This window comes from Methylobacter tundripaludum SV96, from assembly GCF_000190755.2.
Lineage (GTDB): Bacteria > Pseudomonadota > Gammaproteobacteria > Methylococcales > Methylomonadaceae > Methylobacter_A > Methylobacter_A tundripaludum.
This window is the reverse complement of sequence record NZ_JH109152.1, coordinates 1,536,333-1,561,045: the sequence shown is the minus strand read 5'-3', so window position 1 is coordinate 1,561,045 and position 24,713 is coordinate 1,536,333. Positions and strand designations below refer to the sequence as shown.

General features: G+C 49.0%; 25 protein-coding genes and 2 pseudogenes. 11 read left to right on the top strand and 16 right to left on the bottom strand.

The window, feature by feature from the left end:
* Nucleotides 1-125 precede the first annotated feature (125 nt).
* Both METTU_RS07200 and uvrB read right to left on the bottom strand, forming a co-directional pair.
* Complete coding sequence (locus tag METTU_RS07200; RefSeq protein ID WP_006890644.1) at nt 126-2,507, bottom strand: dynamin family protein; 2,382 nt, start codon at nt 2,505-2,507, stop codon at nt 126-128.
* Between the two features lie 166 nt (nt 2,508-2,673).
* Nucleotides 2,674-4,686: an excinuclease ABC subunit UvrB gene (gene uvrB, locus METTU_RS07195; protein WP_006890643.1), complete on the bottom strand. Its 2,013-nt coding sequence runs from the start codon at nt 4,684-4,686 to the stop codon at nt 2,674-2,676.
* A gap of 272 nt (nt 4,687-4,958) precedes the next feature.
* Between uvrB and METTU_RS07190 the strand changes: the two genes are divergently transcribed.
* From METTU_RS07190 to METTU_RS07180, 3 genes are all read left to right on the top strand, one after another.
* On the top strand, nt 4,959-6,140 hold the full coding sequence (locus METTU_RS07190; protein WP_006890642.1) for a pyridoxal phosphate-dependent aminotransferase: 1,182 nt from the start codon (nt 4,959-4,961) through the stop codon (nt 6,138-6,140).
* Between the two features lie 260 nt (nt 6,141-6,400).
* Nucleotides 6,401-7,240: a GTPase domain-containing protein gene (locus METTU_RS07185; RefSeq protein WP_006890641.1), complete on the top strand. Its 840-nt coding sequence runs from the start codon at nt 6,401-6,403 to the stop codon at nt 7,238-7,240.
* Nucleotides 7,237-7,797 (top strand): hypothetical protein, encoded by a 561-nt coding sequence (locus tag METTU_RS07180; protein ID WP_006890640.1) that lies wholly within the window; start codon nt 7,237-7,239, stop codon nt 7,795-7,797. Before METTU_RS07185 ends, METTU_RS07180 begins: the two co-directional genes overlap by 4 nt.
* Nucleotides 7,798-7,860: 63 nt before the next feature.
* Here the strand turns inward: METTU_RS07180 and METTU_RS07175 are convergent, their stop codons facing one another.
* The 5 genes from METTU_RS07175 to METTU_RS07155 form a co-directional block, all read right to left on the bottom strand.
* Nucleotides 7,861-8,040: a hypothetical protein gene (locus tag METTU_RS07175; RefSeq protein WP_006890639.1), complete on the bottom strand. Its 180-nt coding sequence runs from the start codon at nt 8,038-8,040 to the stop codon at nt 7,861-7,863.
* Nucleotides 8,015-8,299 (bottom strand): hypothetical protein, encoded by a 285-nt coding sequence (locus METTU_RS24000; RefSeq protein ID WP_006890638.1) that lies wholly within the window; start codon nt 8,297-8,299, stop codon nt 8,015-8,017. Before METTU_RS24000 ends, METTU_RS07175 begins: the two co-directional genes overlap by 26 nt.
* A gap of 81 nt (nt 8,300-8,380) precedes the next feature.
* Nucleotides 8,381-8,821: a VOC family protein gene (locus METTU_RS07165; protein WP_006890637.1), complete on the bottom strand. Its 441-nt coding sequence runs from the start codon at nt 8,819-8,821 to the stop codon at nt 8,381-8,383.
* 48 nt (nt 8,822-8,869) lie between these two features.
* Nucleotides 8,870-9,736, bottom strand: coding sequence for an ion transporter (locus METTU_RS07160; protein ID WP_006890636.1), 867 nt, complete (start codon nt 9,734-9,736; stop codon nt 8,870-8,872).
* 6 nt (nt 9,737-9,742) lie between these two features.
* Nucleotides 9,743-10,300 carry a DNA-3-methyladenine glycosylase I gene (locus METTU_RS07155; protein WP_006890635.1) on the bottom strand — a complete coding sequence of 186 codons (558 nt, stop codon included), beginning with the start codon at nt 10,298-10,300 and terminating at the stop codon, nt 9,743-9,745.
* A 278-nt stretch (nt 10,301-10,578) separates the two neighbouring features.
* Between METTU_RS07155 and METTU_RS07150 the strand changes: the two genes are divergently transcribed.
* From METTU_RS07150 to METTU_RS21665, 4 genes are all read left to right on the top strand, one after another.
* Nucleotides 10,579-12,114: a thymidine phosphorylase family protein gene (locus tag METTU_RS07150; protein WP_006890634.1), complete on the top strand. Its 1,536-nt coding sequence runs from the start codon at nt 10,579-10,581 to the stop codon at nt 12,112-12,114.
* Between the two features lie 8 nt (nt 12,115-12,122).
* The gene (locus METTU_RS07145) at nt 12,123-13,001 is read left to right on the top strand and encodes a ribose-phosphate diphosphokinase (RefSeq protein WP_006890633.1); all 879 of its coding nucleotides are present in this window, start codon (nt 12,123-12,125) and stop codon (nt 12,999-13,001) included.
* Between the two features lie 247 nt (nt 13,002-13,248).
* Nucleotides 13,249-13,815, top strand: coding sequence for a HupE/UreJ family protein (locus METTU_RS07140; RefSeq protein ID WP_006890632.1), 567 nt, complete (start codon nt 13,249-13,251; stop codon nt 13,813-13,815).
* A gap of 161 nt (nt 13,816-13,976) precedes the next feature.
* A complete protein-coding gene (locus tag METTU_RS21665) occupies nt 13,977-15,068 on the top strand; it encodes an acyltransferase family protein (protein WP_006890631.1) in 1,092 nt (363 codons plus the stop codon).
* A gap of 38 nt (nt 15,069-15,106) precedes the next feature.
* On the opposite strand, the gene METTU_RS07130 is transcribed toward METTU_RS21665, so the two are convergent.
* Entirely contained in the window at nt 15,107-15,439 is a 333-nt protein-coding gene (locus tag METTU_RS07130; RefSeq protein ID WP_006890630.1) for an ASCH domain-containing protein, read from the bottom strand.
* 153 nt (nt 15,440-15,592) lie between these two features.
* On the opposite strand from METTU_RS07130, the gene METTU_RS07125 reads away from it, so the two are divergent.
* Nucleotides 15,593-16,666, top strand: coding sequence for an SPM autocatalytic domain-containing protein (locus tag METTU_RS07125; RefSeq protein ID WP_006890629.1), 1,074 nt, complete (start codon nt 15,593-15,595; stop codon nt 16,664-16,666).
* 208 nt (nt 16,667-16,874) lie between these two features.
* Here the strand turns inward: METTU_RS07125 and METTU_RS07120 are convergent, their stop codons facing one another.
* From METTU_RS07120 to METTU_RS07105, 4 genes are all read right to left on the bottom strand, one after another.
* Nucleotides 16,875-18,623: an ABC-ATPase domain-containing protein gene (locus METTU_RS07120; RefSeq protein WP_006890628.1), complete on the bottom strand. Its 1,749-nt coding sequence runs from the start codon at nt 18,621-18,623 to the stop codon at nt 16,875-16,877.
* Between the two features lie 37 nt (nt 18,624-18,660).
* The gene (locus METTU_RS07115) at nt 18,661-19,086 is read right to left on the bottom strand and encodes a hypothetical protein (RefSeq protein ID WP_006890627.1); all 426 of its coding nucleotides are present in this window, start codon (nt 19,084-19,086) and stop codon (nt 18,661-18,663) included.
* A 3-nt stretch (nt 19,087-19,089) separates the two neighbouring features.
* Nucleotides 19,090-19,524, bottom strand: a complete 435-nt coding sequence (locus tag METTU_RS07110) for a single-stranded DNA-binding protein (RefSeq protein WP_006890626.1) — start codon at nt 19,522-19,524, stop codon at nt 19,090-19,092.
* A gap of 328 nt (nt 19,525-19,852) precedes the next feature.
* Nucleotides 19,853-20,563 carry an autoinducer binding domain-containing protein gene (locus METTU_RS07105; protein WP_006890625.1) on the bottom strand — a complete coding sequence of 237 codons (711 nt, stop codon included), beginning with the start codon at nt 20,561-20,563 and terminating at the stop codon, nt 19,853-19,855.
* Between the two features lie 170 nt (nt 20,564-20,733).
* Between METTU_RS07105 and METTU_RS24935 the strand changes: the two are divergent.
* Nucleotides 20,734-21,158, top strand: a pseudogene (locus METTU_RS24935) (DUF4902 domain-containing protein).
* 270 nt (nt 21,159-21,428) lie between these two features.
* Nucleotides 21,429-21,680, top strand: coding sequence for a hypothetical protein (locus METTU_RS07095; RefSeq protein WP_150107753.1), 252 nt, complete (start codon nt 21,429-21,431; stop codon nt 21,678-21,680).
* Nucleotides 21,681-21,920: 240 nt separating this feature from the next.
* Here the strand turns inward: METTU_RS07095 and METTU_RS07090 are convergent, their stop codons facing one another.
* From METTU_RS07090 to METTU_RS07080, 4 genes and pseudogenes are all read right to left on the bottom strand, one after another.
* A complete protein-coding gene (locus METTU_RS07090) occupies nt 21,921-22,862 on the bottom strand; it encodes an ISAzo13 family transposase (RefSeq protein ID WP_254257938.1) in 942 nt (313 codons plus the stop codon).
* Nucleotides 22,863-22,879: 17 nt separating this feature from the next.
* Nucleotides 22,880-23,092, bottom strand: a complete 213-nt coding sequence (locus METTU_RS24390; RefSeq protein ID WP_040579624.1) for a hypothetical protein — start codon at nt 23,090-23,092, stop codon at nt 22,880-22,882.
* Nucleotides 23,093-23,229: 137 nt separating this feature from the next.
* Nucleotides 23,230-23,328: pseudogene (locus tag METTU_RS23995) on the bottom strand (ATP-binding protein); the annotation flags it as partial.
* Between the two features lie 404 nt (nt 23,329-23,732).
* Complete coding sequence (locus tag METTU_RS07080; protein ID WP_302050577.1) at nt 23,733-24,308, bottom strand: acyl-homoserine-lactone synthase; 576 nt, start codon at nt 24,306-24,308, stop codon at nt 23,733-23,735.
* A 178-nt stretch (nt 24,309-24,486) separates the two neighbouring features.
* Here METTU_RS07080 and METTU_RS07075 point away from each other — a divergent pair, with 178 nt between their 5' ends.
* The gene (locus tag METTU_RS07075) at nt 24,487-24,684 is read left to right on the top strand and encodes an IS5 family transposase (RefSeq protein ID WP_040579687.1); all 198 of its coding nucleotides are present in this window, start codon (nt 24,487-24,489) and stop codon (nt 24,682-24,684) included.
* Nucleotides 24,685-24,713 lie beyond the last annotated feature (29 nt).

Genomic DNA, 24,713 nt, shown 5'->3' with positions numbered 1-24,713 from the left:
CGGGGCATGTTACCCCGTCCGAAACCTAAGGCGTTGATTAAGTGTCAGAGTATTGCGGAAACGTTAGGATCGAGGTTGCAAACCCCGCTCCGCTTGAGAAAATAAACTTAAATTACCTTAAAACTTCAAAACACATTGGTACAGGATTCCCTAACTTCCTTAAGCTCTACAGCAATTTCCCGACGCATACGGAAATCCCGCCTCGTATGAGCAATGTTGTAAGGAATATTAGGGTTTTTTTCATACTTTACGGCGGTACGGATAATACCTATCCATTGCCGGTCATTATCTTCCATTTCTTTAAAGCGATTACGAATGCGCTCCAGTTCCTGATTACAATAGGTGATAAAGCCGGCCGCATAAAATACGCTGTTTTTCAGGTAATCCAGCAAAGCCGTCAAATCGCCATTAATTTCGGCAACAACCGCTTCAAAATTGTCCGGCTCATTGACTGACATATTTTCCGGTTCTTCGGCAGCTTTTTTGGCTGGGGGCATCGCTTCAGCAGCAACCGCATTAACAATATCTTGTATCACCTGACTTTTGGCAGGCGGCTTTTCCGCCGCTTTGGCGCGGCTGCCGGCTCCGCTGCTTTGGGTTAATTTTGTCCACAATCCGTAACGTAAATAATGCGTCAGGCCGCCTTCGTGCTTAGCTTTGTCGTCGCCCTGATAAAATGCTTCCAGGGTTTTGATTTCGGCAGCCCGCTCATTTAACAACCGTTCCCTTGCGTGCAAGGGTTTGGCGATAAATGCTTCAACGGCAACTCGGCTAAAGCGTAAAAACAGCACTTGAAAACCGTGACGGATACGCGCTTGCTCAAGGTTTTCATCAACATCGGAATGCAGCAGGGTTTTGCGTACTTCTTCGGTTTCCCATAGCAGGCTTTGAGTTTTAAACGCAATTTGGTCGATAAGCGCCTGTAGCGCTTGCGCCAACTGATCGGTCAGCTCCGTCTCAAATTTTTTCTGGATTTCCCGAAATAATTCCTCGCGAATTTTGTAATTGCCCTCGCGCGGGTCAGGCATGGAGATCGTACCGCCTGCCGTGTAAATACGTTTTAATTCATCCGGCTGGGCTGTGGTCAGATTGGTGAGCAAAAATTCGATTTTTTCATCGTAAGCGACATGCAGAGCGGCCAGTTCAAAATGTTCCGAACCCAACGCATCGGCTTCTTTGCGGCCCTGGATAACCTCGGCATACCAGGTGTCGAAGTCTTTTTTGATGCGTTGCCATTCGCGGCCCCACCACTGATTAAAATCTTTGCCGAGCAAATCGTCTTCTTGGATTTCGGTTTCATCAAATACACCGTAAATCGGTTCAAGCTTAAACAACACTTCGTTGGCAATTTGTCGAATACCGCTAACCAGCGCATCGCAACGCCTTTCCAAAACGCCCGAACGCTCGTGGTCGATGTAGTAATTGATTGATTCTTTTAAAGCAACCATGCCGTCGTTAATGCCAAGCTTTTTCATTTTAGCTTTATCGTCAGCGTTTTTAGTGCGTCTTAGGGTGTCTTCGGAAGGGATACCGAACTCGACCAAATGGGCGCGTGCGCAAACCGGGATCAATCGGCGCTCAGGCACTGATGGCCAATAGCTGCGGTGCTTGGTATAAGTCTCCTTGAAATCGATCTGGTCATCCATGGCGTCGGCTTGGGTCAGCACCACAAACACCTTGTCAGACACTTTTACACTGGGGTCTTCGGAATCGGCAATGACCAGCATTTCTTTTTCAGGGCCGGTGATGGACGGCTGCTTCATTTCCTTGGCGTAAATAATGGCATCGCAGTTTTTTAGCCGCTCGGTCGCTTGCTCGGCATGCATTAAAATGCCTGAGTTAAAGCCCGGCACATCATGGAAAATAATGTCTCGGTCGCTGCGCAAACGCACGGTTTTTAACTGAATGCGCTTAATAGCCAGGGATTGGGCCCGGTTTTTAAACACGGCCGACTGCAATTGCTCGCTGATTTCGCCAATATCGACAAAGTGTTGGCTAAAGCCGCTCTTCTGTTTTGAAAACACCGAAATCTCGCTAAGATGTTTTTCCGTATCATCAAAGTCTTCTTGTATTTCTTTGCGCTCGCGTTCGCTTAAAATGCCTAACAGCGCATCGCGCCGCTGCATTTGAAGTTTGCCGATTTCTTCTTTACTGTAATATTGTATAAACAGCAGTTGATCTTCTTCGGTTTGGGCGGACCATATTTCTGTACTGGTGAAGGTGCAGCGCTCACGCGCAGACGGCAAAATTTCCTGCCCTAACCAAGCATTCAGTAACGCGCTTTTACCTGCCTTTTCTAAGCCAATCACGGCGACCTCGAAACGGTTGGTATGCAGGCGCTCCAATTGCCTGTTTAATCGCGGCCGCTCAATATTGAGTCGTCTTAGCAGATCAGGAGGAATATCCACGCCGGTCTTATTGCTCAAAGTAATCAGTTTATCTGCCAATACCGATGTTTTTTCGAGTCTGGCCAATTGTTTTTGACAGGTTTCTAACCAAGTAGTCATAAATATTCCGAAATTACCAAAGAGATGAGACGAATTAAATTACCATAGTTTACCGCATTGCGAATTGCCTCAAATAAAAAACCGGTAAAACGCAATCTGCAGGGCGTCAATAGCCTAGCGTATGCGGGCTCAAGGCATGACAAGGCTGATTGTTCGGCGCATTGCCCTACACCAACATCAACTCCTGCAACACCTTAATCTCGTCCCTGATCTTCGCCGCCTGCTCGAATTCAAGATTTTTTGCATGCTGATACATGGTGTCTTCCAGTTGTTTCAGTTTTTTGCTCGCCTGCTTGGGGGTCATGGCTGCTTTATAGTCGGCCGGGAATTCAGCTACCTTGTCTAGCAGTTTATTGGCGCTGGTCATGCCTGCACCGGGTATCGAGACTTGCATAATATCGGTGACCGACTTGAAAATGGTCTTCGGTTCTATATGATGCTCGATATTAAACTGGTGCTGTTTCTCGCGGCGGCGGTCGGTTTCGTCTATCGCCTGCTGCATCGATTTGGTGATTTTATCGCCGTACAAAATGGCCTTGCCGTTGACGTTTCTCGCCGCCCGGCCGATGGTTTGCACCAGCGATACGACCGAACGCAGGAAGCCTTCCTTGTCGGCATCGAGTATCGCAACCAGCGACACTTCCGGTATATCAAGCCCTTCGCGCAGCAGGTTGATGCCCACTAGCACATCGAACTGTCCCAGCCGCAAATCCCGGATGATTTCGACCCGTTCCACGGTATCGATGTCGGAATGCAGATAACGCACCCGTACCCCGTGTTCCATCAAATATTCGGTCAAGTCTTCCGACATTCGTTTGGTGAGCGTGGTGACCAGCACCCGCTCTTTTACGACAACGCGTTTGTTGATTTCCGATAACAAATCATCGACCTGGGTGGTGGCCGGGCGCACTTCCACGACCGGGTCAAGCAAGCCGGTCGGCCTGACCACCTGCTCGGCAAACACGCCTGAATGCTCCCTTTCGTAGGGCCCCGGCGTTGCCGATACGTAAATCCGTTGCGGCGCTTTCAGCTCAAACTCATTAAACATCAATGGGCGGTTATCCAGCGCGGAAGGCAGCCTGAAGCCGTATTCGACCAGCGTTTCCTTGCGCGACCGGTCGCCTTTGTACATCGCGCCGATCTGCGGCACGGCGACGTGACTTTCATCAATAATCACCAGCGCATTGTCGCGCAAATAATCGAACATCGTAGGCGGCGATTCGCCCGCGCTTCTGCCGGACAGGTAGCGGGAATAGTTTTCGATGCCGGAGCAATAGCCGACTTCCAGAATCATTTCAATATCGAACAGCGTCCGCTGTTCCAGCCGCTGGGCTTCGACCAGTTTATCCAGCGAGCGTAATTGCTCTAGGCGCTCCTTGAGTTCCACCTTGATGGCTTCAACCGCTTCCAACAGCTGCTCTCGCGGCGTGACGTAATGGCTTTTCGGGTAAATCGTATAGCGCGCCAGCCGCCGGATGATTTCGCCGGTCAGCGGGTCGAATAACGACAGGCGTTCCACTTCGTCATCGAACAACTCTATCCTTAACGCTTCGCTGTCCGACTCGGCCGGGAACACATCGATGACCTCGCCGCGCACCCGATAAGTCGCACGGCGTAGGTCGATGTCGTTGCGGGTGTATTGCATTTCCGCCAGCCGCCGCAGGATGTCGCGCTGGTTAATCATGTCGCCCTTGACCAGATGCAACACCATTTTGAAATACGATTCCGGCTCGCCCAAGCCGTAAATCGCCGAAACCGTGGCGACGACTATGGTATCGTCCCGTTCGATCAGCGCCTTGGTCGCTGACAAGCGCATCTGTTCGATATGCTCATTGATTGCCGCATCTTTGTCGATGAAGGTGTCTGAGGCCGGGACATACGCTTCCGGTTGGTAATAGTCGTAATACGAGACGAAATATTCGACGCTGTTTTCCGGGAAAAACTCCTTCATCTCGCCGTAGAGTTGCGCGGCCAGGGTTTTATTGGGCGCCATAATCATGGCCGGGCGTTGAACCTGGTTAATCACATTGGCGATGGTGAAGGTTTTGCCGGAACCGGTCACGCCCAGCAAAGTTTGGTGTACTTCGCCGTCACTCAAGCCCTCGACCAAGGCTTGTATTGCGGTAGGCTGGTCACCGGCAGGCTGGAATCGGCTGTGGAGTTTGAACTTCTTTTTCACTTGGATTTCTCAATGAACATAACTACTTTAATTGTTCCCATGCCGGAGCGTCACTAGCTGCATTACCGCAGCGGGGCGTGAAACCGAGGTAATTCACAAAAATTGGTTAAAAAAATTAAAAGATTATCACCACGAAGACACGAAGGACACGAAGTTTTATTTCTTCGTGTCTTCGTGGTGAATAATAAACTTTTAACGCCGGATTGTTAGTAAGCCATTATACATAGGGTATAATTCGCTTCACCTTTGACATTGATTTTACACGGGGAAACATGAGCATCAAACTTTCTAACAGAGTCCAGGCAGTAAAACCATCACCTACGTTGGCGATTACCGCCAGAGCCGCGCAAATGCGTGCTGCGGGCAAAGACATTATCGGCCTTGGCGCCGGTGAACCGGATTTTGATACCCCGGATCATATCAAGGCTGCGGCAATTAAGGCTATTGACAGTGGTTACACCAAATACACCGCGGTTGACGGTATACCCAGCCTGAAAAAAGCCATTATCGCCAAGTACAAGAACGATAACGGTCTTGATTACCAGGCCAACCAGATCCTGGTTTCCTGCGGCGGCAAGCAAAGCTCATTCAACCTGACCCAGGCTCTGCTTAACTCCGGTGATGAAGTTATCATTCCCGCGCCATTCTGGGTTTCTTATCCTGATATGGTGTTACTGGCTGACGGCGTACCGGTTATTATTGAAACCACTCAGGCGCAGAATTTTAAAATATCGCCGGAGCAATTGCGCGCCGCCATCACCGATAAAACCCGGTTGATCTTTATCAATAGTCCGTCCAACCCTTCCGGCGTTGCGTATAGTTTGGAAGAGCTTAAAGCGCTGGGCGACGTGTTGAAGGATTTCCCCAACATCATTATCGCAACCGACGATATGTACGAACACATCCTTTGGAAGAAAGGCACATTCGTTAATATCTTAAATGCGCATCCCGAGTTTTATGACCGCACGGTAGTTATGAATGGCGTATCCAAAGCCTATTCGATGACCGGCTGGCGTATCGGTTATGCCGCAGGCCCTGCGGATTTGATTGAAGCGATGACCACTATCCAGTCGCAAAGCACCTCCAATCCGACCTCGATTTCACAACATGCCGCCGAAGCCGCGTTAATCGGCGACCAAAGTTTTATTGACAATATGTGCGTTGAATTTAAAAAGCGCCATGATTATGTCGTTGCCGAACTGAACAGCATTGACGGCGTTGAATGTCTTGAAACCGACGGTACCTTTTACGTGTTCCCTAACGTGGAAAAGCTGATTGCCAGGTTGGACAACATCGATGATGATCTTGGCTTCTCTGAATATTTGATCAAGGAAGCAGGCGTTGCGTTAGTGCCGGGTTCAGCGTTCGGCACACCTGGTCATATCAGAATTTCGATAGCCACCAGCATGGCGAATCTGCAAAATGCTTTGGAGCGGATTAAGAAGGCGATTTAAGCTTTCGTAAAAAAGCAGCTTGGTAGGATGGGTACGACTGCAAGGATGCAGGAGGTGGAGCAACGCATGGAGCAGTTGCCGAGAGGCGTTAGCCGAAACCCATCCTAATCAATCGACGATGCGATGGTTTTCGCGTTGATCTACCCATCCTACGCGCTAAACAAATATAATAGCCCTGTTGAGCAACGAAAAGCTGTTGCCCGATCTACCCTGACCAAATTGGTTCAGAAGAGTTCTTCACAACAAACGAGGTCACATCAATGGCTGGAAAACGACGCTGGAAACTTTGGCCTTCACGCATTGCCAGCAAGCTCAATGGTATTTCAGGTGTAGCAGGTGTTGGCGGTACGGCAATGGGGATTGCAGGTTGGACAGCGTTGGCTGGCACTGCCATAGCAACCTCGTTGATGGCTGGTGGAGCTATTCTGGCTGGCGGTGCGATGGTGCATGCAGTTTACAAAGCAATTCCTCCACGTCTAAAGCGGCCAGAAGACTTTGTAGGTGAAACGATAGATATTTCTGAACTGGAAAATATAGACCCACCGGTTCTCACGCTGGCAATTGTTGGACCTACACGCGCAGGTAAAACCACTTTAAAGAATCGTCTATCGATTAAGAGAAAAGCTGTTGGACGAACCCAGTCCGCGACAGCGTCCATAGTATCTATACCGATGACGCCGCCCAAATATGTGGCAATTCTTGACGGAGGTGGAGAGCAGTTTGTTCAGCAGTTTCGAATATCAGAAGCTGCGAACTGTCTGTGTCTCGTACTCGATCACAATGCTTCCGACATTGAAACGGCAATCGATCAAGAGCGTTTAGACGATCATGCAAATTTCTTAGCCCAAGTCCGTTACCACTTAATAGAGACCAAATGCGCACGTAAGAAATGGATCGAGATCCTCATAAACAAAAGAGATCTATGGGAAAAAACTACTCCGCAAGAAAAAACATATTTCGAAGCCTTCTGTAATAAGGAAGTCGAGAAATGGAAATCTGGAAATTTTGCTGACAGTGTGACGACCACTTCACACTCTAACGAGATCGGCGACGATATTGCCCAACTCATGCCCAAAATAGCAACTGCGGTAAGACCATGACAGATCAATCACAATTCACTCATATGATAATTATAGAAAATTCGCCGATCGAGTTTCTCATCGTAGGTCCTCACGATGGACGTGACAAGGTGATCGTGCGAAGTGCTAATGCTGGCCTTGATCTTTTGGGGCTCGCAGTAGAATCCTCAAGTAGTTCTGCTAAATCGGATATGCCATCATCCACAATATCTAGTTTGATAGGAAGTTCACGTCAGTTAAACGTCGTCAATAGTTACCCTGTTGATGATCTCAAGCCTCGATCGGATGCTCGCAAATCGAAAATGAAATTTGCATGGGTAGGCGATTGCGGATCTATTCGACGAGAACAAATTCAGCAATCATTCGAAAGATCGTTATCTGATTTGCGAAATGCACTTAATGATACCAACGAAACATTAGTAGAATGGAGTATTGCCCCCGTAGTTTTTCAGTGCTCTATGGCAAAAGAACAACGTTTGAGCTTCCGTCGTTTTTTTTACGTAACGTTAGCGATATACGGAATTGCTGGACTATTTGCACTCGGCTATTTGGTTGCCCGCAACTTATTTATTTTTTGACTAAAAAGGTTCTGCGATAAGTTTTGTGGTTGCCTATGGGACTAGGCAAAGGTAAAGAAAACATTACGAACGGGGTGAATATCTCGCCCGGCCTTCGATGTCTAATATGGCATTGGTTTCATCCATGTGTTGCTGCTCGGCAATATCCTGCTCGTTAGTGGAATCCAAACGGTTGAAATCCACTCGACCTTCAGGCAGAGATGCCGGGTTTTCTGGATCAATGCTTATTTTTACTGTTTTCATGGTGATTCATCCCACATTGATTAGTCTTGCTCATTTGAGAGCGCGCAATTTGTGTGTAACGTTTTTTTTCATTTTCTACATTATCAATGCTTACGGCGCTATCGCTTTCAACGTATACGGCAATGGCTTTTTCTTCGGCAGAAAATTTAGCTGTTATGCTTGGCTCCTTCCAAGGATTTCTCTTGGTTTTAGATAAGTCCAAGGCATTTTGAATGTCATCGCCTTCATCAAAATTCTTGTCAAATTCATTAGCTTTCATATAAGGCTACCTTTTCTTTTTGTGATCTGCGGACGGATATAATTCTGAAGCTAAGCAAACGGGCATGAGCCGCTTAGATTCTTACCAACTCCCCGTATTTTCCATAGAACCCCACGGTTCCGCAGGTGCCAGCGCCGCACCTTTTTGCAACAGCTCGATAGAAATCATATCCGGCGAACGTATAAACGCCATATGCCCGTCACGCGGAGGGCGGTTGATGACCACTCCTGCATCCATCAGTTTTTGGCAGGTTTCGTAAATATTATCGACTTCATAAGCCAGGTGCCCGAAGTTGCGGCCGCCCTGATAATCTTCGGTATCCCAGTTATAAGTCAGCTCCAGCAACGGCGCATGCATCTTTTTCGCCTGACCGGCATCCTGCGGCGCATGCAGGTAGACCAGCGTAAAACGCCCGGCTTCGCTGTCCATTCTGTGGCTTTCGGCCAGCCCCAGTTTGTTGCAATAAAAATCGAGGGATTCGTTCAGGTCACGGACCCGAACCATAGTGTGTAAATAACGCATAGCGATGAACTCCTTCAAGATAGAATTAAATAACGCCAGCCGTGCCGGTTAATCCTCCAAGGCATGGCCGCAGTGTTTGCAATAATCGGCATCGAAATCATGCCCGGTCTGGCCGCAAGCGGGACAGGCGTCATTCCTGACTTTTCCCGCCGTGTACGTCCTGATCAACTCGGCGCTATAGATGCCGGTGGGCACCGCGATAATGCCATAGCCCATAATCATGATCGCCGAAGCGAGCAGTTGGCCCAGCGGCGTTTGCGGCGAAATATCGCCATACCCGACCGTGGTCAGCGTCACAATAGCCCAGTAGACCGATCTCGGAATACTGGTAAAACCGGCTTCCCTGCTTTCCACGACATACACTAGCGAGCCGAACACAATCACGAGCATGAATACCGCATAAAGAAACACCATGATTTTACGCGAGCTTTTATGCAATGCCGCCATCATAACCTCAGCTTCGTCCATGTAAGCCGACAGTTTAAGAATACGAAAAACCCGCAGCAGCCGTAAAATGCGTATCGCGAGCATAGCCTGGGTGCCGGGAAACAGCAGAATCAGGTAGCTGGGCAGTATCGAGATCAAATCGACCAGGCCAAAGAAGCTTTTGAAATACAGCCCGGGCCGGCGAACGCTGATCAAGCGCAAGCCGTACTCCAGTGTAAACAGCAGCGTAAATAGCCATTCAATAATATATAAGGCTTGCGCGTACCGGTTTTGAATCGCTTCGACGCTATCGAGCATGATCACAATCACGCTGAGCACGATGCTGATGCTCAAAACGACATCGAACGCCTTGCCCATCGGCGTCTCGGAGCCGAAAATAACGGTATTGAGCGATTCCCGCCACGGCGATAGCGTTTCGCCGTCGTTATAATAAGGGTCTGTCGTTGTTGGCGCTTCTTGTGTACGCATGACTTTTTAGATTTGCCCATATCTGAAACAATCGACCGTATGATCATTAACCATGCCGGTCGCCTGCATGTAAGCATAACAAATGGTGCTGCCGACAAATTTAAAGCCGCGTTGTTTAAGGTCTTTACTCATCGCATCGGATTCCGGCGTAGAGGCGGGAATATCTGCGTGAGTTTTGCGTGCATTGCATAGCGGCTTGCCGCCGACAAACTGCCAGATATAGCTATCGAAATGCGCAAATTCCCGCTGAACTTTTAAAAAAGCCTGTGCGTTGGTGACGGCCGCATTGACCTTCAACTTGTTTCTTACGATGGCCGGATTAGCCAGCAGCGCGTTGATTTTTTGGTCATCGTAACCTGCAACCGTTTCGGCATCAAAATTATCGAAGGCTTGTTTGTAGCCGTCGCGTTTGTTCAAAATGGTTGACCAGCTTAAACCCGCCTGTGCGCCTTCAAGAATAAGGAACTCAAACAGCAGCCGGTCGTCATGCACCGGTACGCCCCATTCAAGATCGTGATATTGCTCTTCAGACGGACTGGACAGCGCCCATGTGCATTTTTTCATTGGTGACTCTGATGTTAAAGTTTAAGTGCTTGTTCCCAATCTCCAGATTGGGAATCCCGAAGACTGCTCCTGCGTTGCTCTACCTCCTGCATCCATGCAGTCGCAGTTTCGCGACACGGGAAGCTGGAGCTTCCCAAACTGAGTTCCCAAGCTTGAGCTTGGGAACTAGCGTAAACTTCGTGGTTTTATGCTTTATGGCCCGTTGATAGCTGCATTGTTGACAATACCCACCTCAAACCGCATCATCAATCCACGTTATCTGCCGACTATTTTAACCTATGAGTAATGACACCCTGCAAATTCGCCGTATCGCTATCGATACCTATCATGAAAACGTCGCTTACCTGCATCGCGAGTGCGGCATTTACCGGGCCGAGGGTTTTCAGGCGCTGTCTAAAATTCTGGTTAGTACCAACGGTTCCAAGGTGCTCGCGGTTCTTAACGTAGTCGATGACAGCTCCATCGTTCAGCCGGGAGAACTGGGCCTGTCCGAACAGGCATTCGCGCAGCTCAATGTCGCTGAAGGCTGTCTGGTCACGGTCAATCATGCGGAAGCGCCGAAGTCGATGGATGCGGTGCGCCGCAAAATCAACGGCGAACGTCTCGATCAGGATGACTTTATCAGTATAACCACCGATATTGTCGAAACCCGTTATTCCAAAATGGAAATGGCTGCGTTTTTGGTCGCGACCGGGCAAAACAATCTGGATCGTGACGAACTGTTTTTTCTTACCCGCGCCATGCTGCAATCTGGCGACACCATGAATTGGCATGAATCGCTGGTCGCCGACAAACATTGCATCGGCGGCATCCCCGGCAACCGTACTTCGATGCTGGTGGTGCCTATCGTTGCCGCGCACGGCATGTTGATACCGAAAACCTCCAGCCGCGCGATCACCTCGCCGGCGGGGACGGCCGACACCATGGAAGTGCTGGCCGAAGTCAATCTGACGCCGGACCGGCTGCACGACATCGTGCGCAAGGAACGCGGTTGTTTGGCCTGGGGCGGCACGGCCAGACTTGCACCGGTCGATGACATGCTGATTTCTGTTGAGCGCCCGCTGGGCATCGATTCGCAGGGGCAAATGGTGGCGTCGATTCTGTCCAAAAAGCTGGCCGCCGGTTCCACGCATCTGCTTATCGATATTCCGGTCGGCCCCACCGCCAAGGTGCGGCACATGAATCAGGCGCTGGCCTTGCGTAAACTGTTTGAGTTTGTCGGCGACCGGCTCAACATTCATCTGGAAGTGATGATTACCGACGGCCGCCAGCCGATAGGGCGGGGCATAGGTCCGATACTGGAAGCTCGGGACATAATGCAGGTATTGCAAAACGATCCTGATGCGCCGTTCGACTTGCGCCAGAAGTCTTTGCAGCTGGCAGGACGAATCATTGAGTTCGATCCCGATGTGCGCGGCGGACAAGGTTATGCCATTGCCCGCGACATACTCGAATCGGGCCGGGCCGGCGCTAAAATGAATGCATTGATTCAGGCGCAAGGCGCAAAAACGATAGACCTGCACCCCGGCAGTCGTTGTCATGAGGTTGTTGCCTGTTGCGACGGCGTAGTTACCAGTATCGACAACTTTCAAATGGCCAGAATAGCCCGGCTTGCCGGTGCGCCGATGATGAAAAAAGCGGGCGTCGATTTGTTAAAGAAGCTGGGCAATCCGGTAAAGAAGGGTGAAATCTTATATCGCATCTATGCCGAATTCCCCGCCGATTTTAAATTCGCCCAGGATTTAGCCGCACAAAATAATGGCTACACGATAGGCAGCGAAGAACAGATTATCAAGTCGCTGATTGCCTTTTAACTTAGTCCATGTTGATACTTGCCTTCCCCGACTATATAAGCCAGGCACAACGCCTGGCGGCCCGGCTTGATGCACCGCTGGCGGAGGTCGTCCTGCATCATTTTCCCGACGGCGAAAGCCTGATCCGCTTGCCGCCATCATTGCCGGAACACGTTATTGTTTGCCGCAGCCTTAATCAACCCAACGACAAATTGATCGAACTGTTGCTGTGCGCCACCACCGCGCGGGAATTAGGCGCTAAACGGCTTACGCTGATTACGCCTTATTTAAGCTATATGCGCCAGGACATCGCCAACCAGCCGGGCGAGGCGGTTAGCCAGCGCATCGTCGGCAAATTGCTCGCCGACCTGTTTGATGACGTACTCACCGTAGATCCGCATTTGCACCGTATCTCGGCATTGACTCAGGCGATTCCGATAAAAAACGCGATCAGCCTGACCGCCGCCGATGAAATCGGAACGTTTCTGAAACAACAATTCAACCATGCGCTACTGTTGGGGCCGGACAGCGAATCGAAACAATGGGTTGCCGCTATCGCCGAAAATATCGGTTTCGATTACGCCATTGCCAAAAAAAACCGGCTCGGCGACAAACAGGTTGAAATGAGTTTGCCGGATGGCGATTACCGAAACAGACCAGTGATCATCATCGATGACATGGCCAGCACCGGCAGGACGCTGGCTAAAGCGGCCGAACTGCTGCAAGCCGCAGGCAGCAAGGACATTTACGCGGTCGTCACCCACGCCCTGTTTTGCGGCGATGCTTACGCCCACATCCTTAAATCCGGCATCAAAACCATCTGGAGCACCGACAGCATCGATCATCCGAGCTCCTGCATCAAGCTCGACGCTCTGCTGGCGGACGCGATTAAGGCAATTACTCGATAAAGCGTTGACTGCTGAGTCGGGCGTGCCGTGCGCGCCTGCTCCGTCTAAATCTAACGCCCTATGGCGCGCGCGGCACGCCCTACATGAAGTAACATGCACGGTACTTTTAATCACAGCTATAAGTTGGATAAAGCGTTGACAGACCTAAGGCCAGTTAATAGACTGAGGCCTTTTTTACAGCAACGATAGACTGCAAGCTTGCCGAACATTGTTCACCCCGATTTAACAACTTTAACAGGATTCATTTATGCGCATTAAAAACTGGCTGATTGCCGCCTTATTTCTCGTATCACCCTCGCTCTATGCTCATACCGGAGGCCATATCGAGCACAGCTTGATGAACGGTTTACTGCATCCTTTAACCGGCATCGACCATTTGCTGGTATTGCTGGCGGTTGGCCTGATCGCGGCCAAGCAGGGCGGTAAGGCCTTGTTTGCATTTCCCGCTGTTTTTCTGGCATTGATGGCTGCCGGAGCCTTGCTTAACGCTTATGCAGTGCAAATTCCGTTTGTTGAATCGTTAATCGCCTTATCGCTGGTGGCGTTTGGCTTGCTGGTCACTATCAGTCAAAAACAACGCGCTAAAATACTCTTTCTGGGCGTATCGTTTTTCGCCGTATTCCACGGCTATGCGCATGCCGCAGAAATTCCGGCCGATTCCAGCGCCGTCATGTACTTCTCGTCGTTAATGTTGATGAGTCTGGCCATTTGCCTGATCGGTTGTGTAATCGGACTGAGCACGGGTAAACGTATGAACACCCTGTTTTCATTGATATGCTTAAGCAGCGGCCTGTATTATTTAGCAGCCGGTTAGTAAGCCGGTTACGAACAAGATTGTGCCCCGCTAAATAAAGAATCCTTTAAAATAGCCAAGCCGGTAAAAAGCTATTTTCCAAATACAGTCGAAAAAACTAACACCGCGTAAAATCGGGGCTACTTGTAGCCCCGCCATTTCCTAAAGCAGGATAAGTCACCTTGTGTAACACCCATAAAGAAGTTGTACCGGCAAGAATCGATTATATTGATGCTTGGCGGTTTCTGGCCGTTGTCATGGTCATTCAGTCGCATATTTTCGTTTACAGCGGCTTAAAAGTCCCCCTATTAACACCTTATTTAGACCAGCTGGACCGGCTCGGCGAGCTGGGGGTTTTGGTGTTTTTTGTGATCAGCGGTTTTGTGATTTGTTCCGGCCTGGTCGCGGAGAAAGGCCGGACGGGGACGATTTGCTTGCCCGCATTCTATGTGCGCCGGTTTTATCGGATTATTCCGCCGCTTTGGCTGTATCTATCCTGTCTTTTGCTGCTTAACGCAACGGACATGATTGAAATATCGCCGCAACAAGCGCTGACCTCAGCCTCGTTTTTATGCAATATGCCGTTTCCTGACGGCTGCTCGTGGTTTGCAGGACACACCTGGACGCTGGCTTACGAGGAGCAGTTCTACCTGATTTTTCCGCTGCTGATCCTGTTCGTACCCCTGATCAATAACAGTTTGCGCTTTGCTTTGGCAATAGCCGGTCTGACTATCGCCTCGGTGTTATTGAACAGGGCAGGGCATCTGTTTTTTGGCGAATATTTCATGTACTTTATTTTTCTGCTCATCGGCTGCTGCTCCGCACTGTTGCCTGAAAATATGATCAGCCGCATTCGTCAGATGCATATTGCCGTCTGGTTAATCGTTATTGCGCTGTTGCTGATTTGTATAGGCTATGTGCCGGATGGCATCGAAAAACAGGTGAAGGTGATTTGTTACCCGGTGTTGATTCTGCTGACGGTGCTGGGTACGCCCACGCAGATTAAAGCGATTACCCTTGTTTTTAAAAACAAACAGTTATGCTATTTAGGGCGGATTTCTTATACGGTGTATTTGTGGCAGGAATTAGTGACGGGGAATTACGTCGGCTGGTTAACTTTTGTTTACATCGCCGTTGTTTTTGGGTTCGCAATGATTTCGTATCGGTATATTGAATCTCCGTTTCAAAAAATGGCCACTTCGATGTCCAATGATTTGAAGGCCGCCGCTGTCGCCGCATCGTTAACCGGGTATAAACAAGATCGACAATACTAAACCCTCGCCCGGAAAGGCCGAGGGTTTTATGCGCTTAGCTACTCCGCTTGAACCGCAAAACTATGCACCCATACCAGAGCGTCGGCTTCCCAGGTCATCCCGGCGTGCATTTTCAAGATAATATCCCGGTACATGTCAAGACTGGGATAGCCTTCCGCCTTGGCATCGGCATCGGTCATGTCACCTAAGCGCTGACGTTTTAAATCGGTAACAACAAAAGTCATCCCGTCCAGGTCGAAAGTTTCGCCGGGCAAGCCATATATGCCATCACGGCGTTGCTGCGTTTTCATTCCGGCTTTTGTCGCTTCTACCAATTTCGCATGAGTGACCAGGCGGTCTATGGAACAGGTTTTCTCTGGGTAAGCTTCCATTGTTGATCCTATCTAAATAAAAAAGTTCTATTGTACACCAAGCAATCCAGGCCTGTAGCGGCGGGCATCCGCCATTGTTCATATTGCCTAAACTAATTTCGGTACGAGCCGATAATAAAATATGAGTAATTTTTATTTCAGGGGCCAAAGCTAATGATCATAAAAAGTTCCGCAATCCAGTTAAATAGCCAACATCAATTGTTGAAGAGTTCTCAGGAGTCCGAGTCGCTTCGATTTTGGAAAACCCAGGCGCAGCCGACAGGCAGAAATGGGACGAGCCAAAAACAGCCGCTGACAGATGCAGTCAGTCTGAGTAAAACGGCCCAAACGCTTAAACCCGAAAAACAATCGCTCGATCTGAGTGAGGCGCCTGATGCCGAGCATGGGGTCATGATGCTGATTATAAAACAGATGGTTAGAGAGTTAACCGGCAAGGAGTTCAAGCTCTTTTCGCCGAGTGAACTGACGGCCAATGCTGATAATGTAGCGGCAACCGACGCTAAAAACGTGGAAATAGCAACAACGCCTCCGCCTGCAAGGCAGCCGCCCTCTGCGGGTTTCGGCCTTGTTTATGAGCATCATGCTTCTTACCAGGAGTCTGAAAGCGCAAGCTTTTCCGCCACAGGTTCGATCAAAACCCAGGACGGAAAAAGCATCGAGTTTTCCGTTCAATTGAATATGAGTCGCGAATTTATGATGGAAACAAATACTTCCATCACGGCCGGCGATCCCGAAAAGAAAGTCGATCCTCTCGTTATCAATTTTGCCGGCAATGCGGCGGAATTATCGCAAACCCACTTTGAATTCGATATTGATGCCAACGGCACCGCTGAACAAATCGCCGCATTAAGGCCGGGCAGCGGTTTTCTGGCGCTGGATAAAAATAAGGATGGCGTTATCAATAATGGCTCTGAGCTGTTCGGGCCGAATTCCGGCAACGGATTTTCAGAACTGGCCCAATATGACAGCGACAGTAACGGTTTTATTGACGAAGCCGACCCCATCTATAAAAGTCTAAGAATCTGGCAACGACACGAGGACGGCAGTCAGCAGCTTATTGCGCTGGGCGATAAAAACATCGGCGCCATCTATCTGGGACACGCCACCACGCCATTTCAATTACGCAGCGCCGATAACCAATCGCTGGGGGAAATTACCGATACCGGCGTTTATTTAACGGAAGACGGCAAAACCGGAACCGTTCAGGAGATTAACTTGACGGTATAACAAGGAAATGCGGGATAGTGATTGTTGATATAGGTATTCGTACCGATAAATTTCATCGGCCTATTTTGTTAATCTATAAGTGACAAAGAAGGGCGGGACGCCCTGTTTTTGTCGCATTATCTCTCTTACAAAGACCACCCCCTTTTCTCTCTGGGGTGGTCTTTTTTTTGATCGGCATTGTAATCTTCCATCGTCCTGAGCGGATGTATCATTCCTGAACAATCCTTAACGACCTGATCCTGTTGATAGCGGCAGCCAGTTCATACTTGCGCGGCATGGAAAGGGTGCCCGGATAATCAGGCTTCAATATGTCTAATCCGTGTTTGTTTATTTGGTCCTCCAGCCAGTCTATCCAGAAACGGATAGTCTCAGGTTTATCGCCCAACCGCTTTAGTTGAGCCCGTAGCGCCAACAGGCAATAGCCGATAGCTAGAATTTGCGGCGCTTCCGCGATTTGCGCCACCGTATCCAGATTGATCAGATCCATGCCGTATTCCAGTTGCCTCGGTGCGTTGCGTAAGTCTTTTATGCGTTTGGCTAGGGTCTTGTTCAGGCGCCGATTGATATAGGCGGGGTCGAAATTATCGATTGCCAGGCGGCGCGACGCGGAAAAATCGGGGAACGGTGTATCTTCCTCCGCTATCGCCCCAAGTTTGTCGCGCACCTTGGCGGTAATATCGTCGCAACGGTAATTGTCCATCAGCAAGCAGGTATCGGCTTTCTGCAAAAAATAACCCAGGCCGCCGACTACAAAAATCATCGAGACACGCTGTTTTTTCCACAGCGACCGCACCGTCGAATAAAGCGGCTTGATGGGCTCTTGCGTCGCATCCAGGATTTTTTTGATCAACTCATCGCGCACCAGAAAATTGGTTGCGCAGGTATCTTCATCAAATAGCAGCAACCGGCTGCCGCTCTCAATGGCTTCGACAATATTGGCCGCTTGCGAGGTGCTGCCGCTGGCGTTGTCGGATGAAAAACAATCGGTTTTAAGGCCATTCGGTAAGTCGCTGATAAAAGGGCTGATGTCGACATCCCGAATGCTGCGCCCCTCTTCGGCCCTGATAAAAAAGGCATCCTCCCGAGTCACTGCATATTCCCGTCCGTCGCCCGGAATATGCGCGTAAACCCCGGCTAAAATCGCCTGCATCAAGGTCGACTTGCCGTGATAGCCGCCGCCGGTAATGCAGGTGATGCCATCTTTAATGCCCATGCCGGTTATGCTGCGGCCATTCGATAAAGGAATTGTTATTTGTAGCGATGCGGGGGATTGAAAGGTTTTAACAAGCCCGGATAGAGAAGGCCGGTCATCGACGCCGCTATGCCGCGGCAGTTTGGCATCATTGGCGATAAAAGCGACCAGAGCCTGCTGCTGTATAAACTGAATGATTTCGGCGCGTGTTTTTTGCACATCGACAAACTGCTGAAGCAGCGCTCTAGTTTGCTCGTCGTAGTGTTGGTAGAAAAATGTCGCGTCAACAATTGCAGTCAGTTCCCGGCTCAACATGATCCACGCCTGCTCGGCATCAAAAACCCCGCCGCCTTGCCCTTTAGCAGGGAGGCTGATGATAAAGCGCAAATAAACGGCATCGTCATCAAACAAAACGCTATCCCTGTTCAGCATCTTTTGGCTCAAGGCAATGGTGTTAAAGGAACCGCTGCCGTCTTTGCCGCGGTTTTGCTGCGCAAATCGGTCAATGCCGTAACGAAAGCGCCGAATCAAAAAATCGGCTACCGCCAGTTTGTACTCGGCGGTCTGCAAAAAATGCTCGGGGAGTTGACTGTCCGATAGCGCTATTTTTACGGATGCAATGGAAGCAGGGTTAGCGCCGGGGCTACCCTGCATTTTGATAAAGCTGAGTTCAAATCGGGGGAAATGATAGGAACCGCGCAGCTTCCGGATGTTCTGGAAAGACTGGTCGGCGAGAGAAGAGAGTAGCGGTTGTAATTTGTTCACATTCCCTCCTGTCTTGTGGTTTTAAAAACCGGAGAAGTTAATGCGCTTTAACATCCTTTACCTGAAAGTCCAAAGCAGCAATCAACTTCATTTTCACTAAATTATCATCGATACCTAATGTTTTAAAAGCGGCTTTTATATTCATGGTTTTTAAGGCATCAACAGAACCGAACCTCAAACTAAACAGCCTGTTTTTCTTGCCTTCAGGAAAGCTACGCATTATTTCATTAATGCGATCATCGATAAGCTTCCTTGCTTTATTCAACTCCGTGGCGACTTCCGGTTTCAGCCCGGCTGATAATTGCTTGCCCGGCAATGCCCCGGCTTCAACCGGAAAATCCGGCTGAAGCTTTTTGCGCATATCCGCCAATTTTTTACTTTGCCCATGAGCCACCAACAGATTACGCTCAGTAATGCTCACTTTTTGCCGGTCTGTTGCAGGGTTATCGGATATTTTTTTCATCGATTAGAACGGGATGTCGTCATCATACGGCGCATCGAAATTGTCATGGCTAGGGCCTTGTGGGGCGGATGGCTGGCCTTGACCGGAAGATTGATAATTTTGTTGCGGCGGCTGGTTGGACTCGTTTCTTTTGCCGACCAAATCGATAATGTTGGCGTTAAGCTCCAGGCTGGTTTTAGTCGAACCGTCTTGCGCCCGATATTCACTTTGGCTCAGTTCGCCGGAGACAAATACCTGTTGGCCTTTTTTCAAATAATTTTGCAACTGTCCTTCTGCGCGCTTGCCCCACACCGCACACCTGATCCATAGCGTTTGCTGCTTATCGCCAAAGCCGATATTGTTGGCTACGGTAACGTTCAATACCGCTTGGCCTGACGGCAAATACCGGACTTCTGCATCGCGGCCCACAGTGCCGGTAAAACTAAATACGTTGCTCATTTTTTTCTCATTGCTAGTTAAATTAATAATGCGGCTATTATCGACTGGTTCCATCAAAAAGAAAAATGCAAAAGCTCGGATCGGTTTTGATTATTCCCCGATAAAGTCCTATTGCTTAATCGAAGCACTGGAAAGCCAGGCTAATTTAAGAGGGTTGATTCAAAGATACTGTAAACGAAACTGGATGCATGCCAGCTAAAGATTGTTTCGGGTTATGACGCAAAATGGCTCAAACCCAGAGTAATGATTTTTTTTGCTAATTTAATCAATGGATTGTCGAGCTATGCTTTCTTTTTTAGAAAGTTAAGCATTACGCACACTCATGCTTTTACAACAATCCAAGCATTGCAGCTTTTATCGTAGCTGAAGTTTTGTTGGCAGCATTCAACTTAGTGACGACATTATTGATATGAAAGTTGACAGTACGCTCCGCAATATTGAGGATGCACGAGATCTCGCTAGATGTTTTGCCATCAGCCGTCCACCGAAGCACCTCTATCTCGCGGTTTGACAATGTCACATTAACTTCCTGCATCAATTTCGGCGTCAAGCACCGCGACATGCCTAAATGCGCTACTTGGGTCAGCCAGGCCATTTTGAATTTGTTGGCATCAAGCTCTATTTCAGTGATCGGCTCATTTGAGCGCGCAAGCGTTAACATGCCGACAAACCCGTTGAAATCACGGCTGGATTGCGCCCAGCCAACGCGCAGTCCAAATGAGCACGCTTCCTCCCATAGATCACTCGCTGGACTGAATAAGTCATCTGTCCATATAATTGGCAAAAGTGAGCGCATGGCGTGTTGCACCGTGGGGTCAATTGCAAGGTAATTTTTGGCTTGATATTGGGCTTGCCAAGCTGTTGGGTAATTATTAAACATCAATGTCTTTGGGTTCGTTAAGGGAAGTGGCATACGCAGGCCATAGGCGCAATGGTCAAAGCCAAGTTCCTTACTAAACGAAAGAATCGTTTGAAAAAGCTGGTGTGCGCATTGAATAGACTGCAATGCCTGAAGTTGAGTTTCTTGCCAAGCCTTCATAGATTCCTTTGCGTACGAATATCGGGTTTTGCTAGTGCGTAGGTTATGTCGCCTTCGGCCGAAAGATGCTCGGCGAAAGCGTAAGTCTGTCAGATTTGACACTATCGACAAGTATTGACTTTGTGTAGTGTGTTTTGTTTTATCTTGTTCTTAGCTTAGTTGAGAAAAACATGCATCCTGAAAATATAACTGGAGTAGATATCATCACTATTTCCCCTGATGGCTATATACGCCTAACTTTTGAAGAGTTTCAGCAAGTTTCACTTGTACATTTAATGTCTGGTCTTGATGAGGGGGATAATCTTCCTTTGGTACAGGAAGGAGCAACCTTTGCTGAGTTTACAGGCTACACGACTGGGTCAGTGCCACCAGTCCAGCCATTAGCATTGGGTGGGACTGGATGAATCAGTTTTCTCAGGTGGGGGGAGTCTACTATAAAAGGGTGAGTAAATCGAGAAGTAATCTCATGCTGGTTGACGCGAAACAACGCGACCTAGGACCTGACAAGACTGCCGCACTGATTGAAACAGTAGTTGATGGGATTGTCTGGCAAATCGTAGTTCAAAACTATATAAGCACACGATACGCGTCATAAGCTGTAAATATTGACAGTTGTTTCTAGCGGCAAAAGTCATTCAAACGTGCCTTAAGAAAAATTTTTTCGGAGAGACGTACGTTGTTACGGGTAGACCGGAAGAACTCTCGCAAGGCTATACTCGAAACTCGCCTGCTACCGCCACAAAGTATTTGTGGCACGATTTGGCCGGCAACTTCAAACATTTAATTATACGGAACAGGACCTATTCGGCCGTTTTGCAGTAACCGTAGTGAGAAAGAAAGTTTTCGTCAAACACCGACGCACATCTTGAGCAGTTGCATGGAAGTGGGTCTGTTGTTGATCGTTGCCGACAGCACGCCCTATACGGCGAAAATACTGCAAGACCTTGGCGATTTGCCTTGGATAACGCGTGTCCCGGAAACGATCGGCGGTACCCGTGAATTAATTCTAGCGGTATCTGATGAGTGGATGAATACTCAGCCGGAACGAGCTTACACCGCTTTAGGGGCTACTTATGCCTGTGTCGCAGATGCCGAGGCTGCCTTGGCGCCGTTGTAAAAAACGCCAAAGGTCACTGCCTTACATGATCCGCGCATCGTCGAAATTGAACATTTCAAAGGCAAGGGGCGACCTTGTAAAGGCCGCACGCCCGATGCCGTCACCTATTGCATTGGCGCAGGCATAGCCCCGTATTTGAAGCGCAGCACCGCAAGATTCAGCAGAAAGCTGCTTTATTCTCGCCGGCAACCAATTGGATAAAGTCCAGCTTAGGATTTGGCTAAAAATAACTTCCCGAAATCAGTAATCTTTAGGGATGGCTCGGTAGTTCCAACGAGGAAGATAGTCATCAAACGCAATAGTCATGGTTTTGAGGAAATCAGTGGCGCATTTTTTACCCGTCGCATAGACCCCTGTCAAAATATCAACCGTCACGTTCAATCCCGTGTTAGTTTTCGCCTTCTCCATAAATTGCTTGGCGATGGTGAGCGAATGAAAAACAACACCCCGACAAGCACGCGTAATATGCGGAAACAACCGATGTTCGATGGGATTGTGTTTCGAGCAGTACGGTGGATAGTGCGCTATACGTATGTCCAGTCCCAGCCGGTCGGCCAGCTTTTGTAACGCTTCCTTGAAGACATGCCGATTACTGGCGTTGCTACCGCCACCATCACAAAGCAGCAACAAACGGCGGGCATTAGGATAATGCGTGCAGCCATGCTGCTGCCACCCATGTGCAACACTGTCACAGCAAAACTCACTGGTGTCGTGGCTGGTATTGAGGTGGACATAGCCCTCGTTTCGCGCCAAATCATAAAGGCCATGCGGAATCACTTTGCCTTCGCCGGCACTGGGAAAATCATGGTCCAGCGTATCCACCTGAGTCTGCGTATAGGTGTGGCCTTCGCGGGCAAAATTTCCGATTAGCTCTTTCTTCTTGGTGTCCATGCTGATGACCGGATCACCTGCATTCTGATACGCCGCCTTGAGTTTGGCAATATTTTGAAACTGCGCATCTCGGTCAGGGTGATTGCCCAGAGACTTTTTCTTACGCGCTTTACGCTGTCCTAAGCCGTGCTTTTTCAATAGCTTGCGAACCGTGTGCCGACTCGCTGGCGACCCCATCTCAGCCAGTCGTCGGCTGATCTCCCGCCGCGACAAGTTCGTCCATAACACGCCTTCACGCATCGGATCGCCCGCTGTGAACTCGCCAAGCAGCTTGAGAAAGTTGCTTTCCAGCGACTCACTTTGCCCGTTTATGCCTTTCCGTCCGCCCCTTTTTTTCGGATCCGGTTGGGTGCGGGATCCTCCGCTACATCCAATTCGGACAATCCACGTCGCACCGTTTTGGGATCAATGCCAAACAGCCCGGACACATATTCAATGCCACCATGCCCTAACTTGACTGACTCAATCGCCGCATAACTTCGCTTATCTTTTTCTGACAGCCTCGCAAACAACCGTTGCATTTTTAGTTCAATGTCCTTTGGGTATGCTGTCACTCTATAACTTTTTTCAGTGTGAATTTTCCAATAATTATCACTTAACTGGTTTCGGTATGCCAACTCGATTTCGGGAAGTAATAGTTAGCCATATCCTAACATCATCAATACGGACAGTAAAAAGCGCCACCATCTTTGACGATTTCCAAAATATCGCAGTGATGAGTAATGCGATCTAAAAAAGCCATCGTCATCTTGGCATCTCCGAAAACCTCAACTCACTCGGCAAAATTGAGACTGGTGGATCGCGGGACGAGATATATTAAAGAATATTCGCCAGAGACATGAGCCTCATGGCCTACATAAAAACGCCACCTGATTTCGGCAATATACGCCACTGAGCCGCCCGAACGTAATATCCACAAAAAGGCACTAACAAACTGCCTACAGATATCCGGTAGACCTATGCGAACTCCAGGCAATTTTTAATTGCCGGCCAAAATACAAGCCCACTCTTTATCGCTTACTTTTATCCGGTTCATTCCCTACAAAACGCTCTATTCTGACTGATTGGTAAAGCGTCAACAGAACCTGGAATTCCTATGAGTCAGGTTAACTTCAGGTATTCGGTGAGGGTGCTTTTTCTCTGTCACGTCTAATATCTAATTTAATACTGTGGCTCATCCGCAATATCAATCCAACAAGCAAAAATCGGATGCCCATCAACAACCATTGGCGGCCCCGCTCGATGTGAGTGAAACCCGGTACGCTTTAGCAACCGCTCGACACCAACCGGGGACACCGTGATTACACGCTTTGCGCCTTGTGAAGCAGCATAGGCGATAGCCTCCTGAAGTAACGTTATTGTAATGGGCGAAGAAAATTGCCCTAATGCGCATGATGTTTTCGCATTAAAATCCACGGCGGCAAAACGTGATAACTCCCAAACATCCGGTGAATTTGGCGGAGGCATTCCATTGAGGAGCTGTGGAAAAACGTCCCCAAGAAGATAAGGTTGAGTGGTAGGCAGTAGGCGAGCACATCCGGAAATATTTCCCCGCTCGTCGCGCGATATAACGTAGACCGTATCGAAACGATCGAATTGGTCTTGTTCCGCATAATTAAATGTTTGAAGTTGCCAACCAAGTCGCTCCACAAACACTTTGTGGCGGTAGTGGGCGACTTTCGAGTAAAGCCCATGTGGGAGTTCTTCTTGTCTACCTGTAACAACGTGAATCATCATGCCTCCTAAAAAGTGTTTCTTAAGGCGTATTTGACTGATTTTGGTTACTAGAAACAACTGTCAACATTGACAGGTCGAGCCTGGTCTTCGTTATCGGTACAGATCGAACCGCACTATCCCGGCACCGATCGCCGCGGTCGACAGCCAATGCCATTCTGCGTATACACTATTCGTAACAGTGATTCAGTTGCTCGGTCGGCAAATAGAAGATGCCTTGCATGAGATCGACAGCGTCTGCCGTTTTGCGGCTTTGGCCGCGTTACCGATCGATGTTTTGCCGGACGAAACCACGATTCTCAAGTTTCGCCATTGGCTCGAAAAACACAACCTGACCGCCATACCGCTCAACACTACAAACATCCGCTCTAAATTTTGAAGGGGCTTTTGCCAATGACTTTAATTTGC

Coding starts and splice junctions, on each gene's coding strand:
- METTU_RS07185 (WP_006890641.1), top strand. CDS start 6,401: ATGGCTGGAAAACGACGCTGGAAACTTTGGCCTTCACGCATTGCCAGC.
- METTU_RS07145 (WP_006890633.1), top strand. CDS start 12,123: ATGTTGATACTTGCCTTCCCCGACTATATAAGCCAGGCACAACGCCTG.
- METTU_RS07165 (WP_006890637.1), bottom strand. CDS start 8,821: ATGCGTTATTTACACACTATGGTTCGGGTCCGTGACCTGAACGAATCC.
- METTU_RS24000 (WP_006890638.1), bottom strand. CDS start 8,299: ATGAAAGCTAATGAATTTGACAAGAATTTTGATGAAGGCGATGACATT.
- METTU_RS07150 (WP_006890634.1), top strand. CDS start 10,579: ATGAGTAATGACACCCTGCAAATTCGCCGTATCGCTATCGATACCTAT.
- METTU_RS07105 (WP_006890625.1), bottom strand. CDS start 20,563: ATGAAGGCTTGGCAAGAAACTCAACTTCAGGCATTGCAGTCTATTCAA.
- METTU_RS07190 (WP_006890642.1), top strand. CDS start 4,959: ATGAGCATCAAACTTTCTAACAGAGTCCAGGCAGTAAAACCATCACCT.
- METTU_RS07130 (WP_006890630.1), bottom strand. CDS start 15,439: ATGGAAGCTTACCCAGAGAAAACCTGTTCCATAGACCGCCTGGTCACT.
- METTU_RS07180 (WP_006890640.1), top strand. CDS start 7,237: ATGACAGATCAATCACAATTCACTCATATGATAATTATAGAAAATTCG.
- METTU_RS07110 (WP_006890626.1), bottom strand. CDS start 19,524: ATGAGCAACGTATTTAGTTTTACCGGCACTGTGGGCCGCGATGCAGAA.
- METTU_RS07160 (WP_006890636.1), bottom strand. CDS start 9,736: ATGCGTACACAAGAAGCGCCAACAACGACAGACCCTTATTATAACGAC.
- METTU_RS07125 (WP_006890629.1), top strand. CDS start 15,593: ATGATCATAAAAAGTTCCGCAATCCAGTTAAATAGCCAACATCAATTG.
- METTU_RS24390 (WP_040579624.1), bottom strand. CDS start 23,092: ATGCAACGGTTGTTTGCGAGGCTGTCAGAAAAAGATAAGCGAAGTTAT.
- METTU_RS07115 (WP_006890627.1), bottom strand. CDS start 19,086: ATGAAAAAAATATCCGATAACCCTGCAACAGACCGGCAAAAAGTGAGC.
- METTU_RS07080 (WP_302050577.1), bottom strand. CDS start 24,308: ATGATGATTCACGTTGTTACAGGTAGACAAGAAGAACTCCCACATGGG.
- METTU_RS07140 (WP_006890632.1), top strand. CDS start 13,249: ATGCGCATTAAAAACTGGCTGATTGCCGCCTTATTTCTCGTATCACCC.
- METTU_RS07200 (WP_006890644.1), bottom strand. CDS start 2,507: ATGACTACTTGGTTAGAAACCTGTCAAAAACAATTGGCCAGACTCGAA.
- METTU_RS07155 (WP_006890635.1), bottom strand. CDS start 10,300: ATGAAAAAATGCACATGGGCGCTGTCCAGTCCGTCTGAAGAGCAATAT.
- METTU_RS07175 (WP_006890639.1), bottom strand. CDS start 8,040: ATGAAAACAGTAAAAATAAGCATTGATCCAGAAAACCCGGCATCTCTG.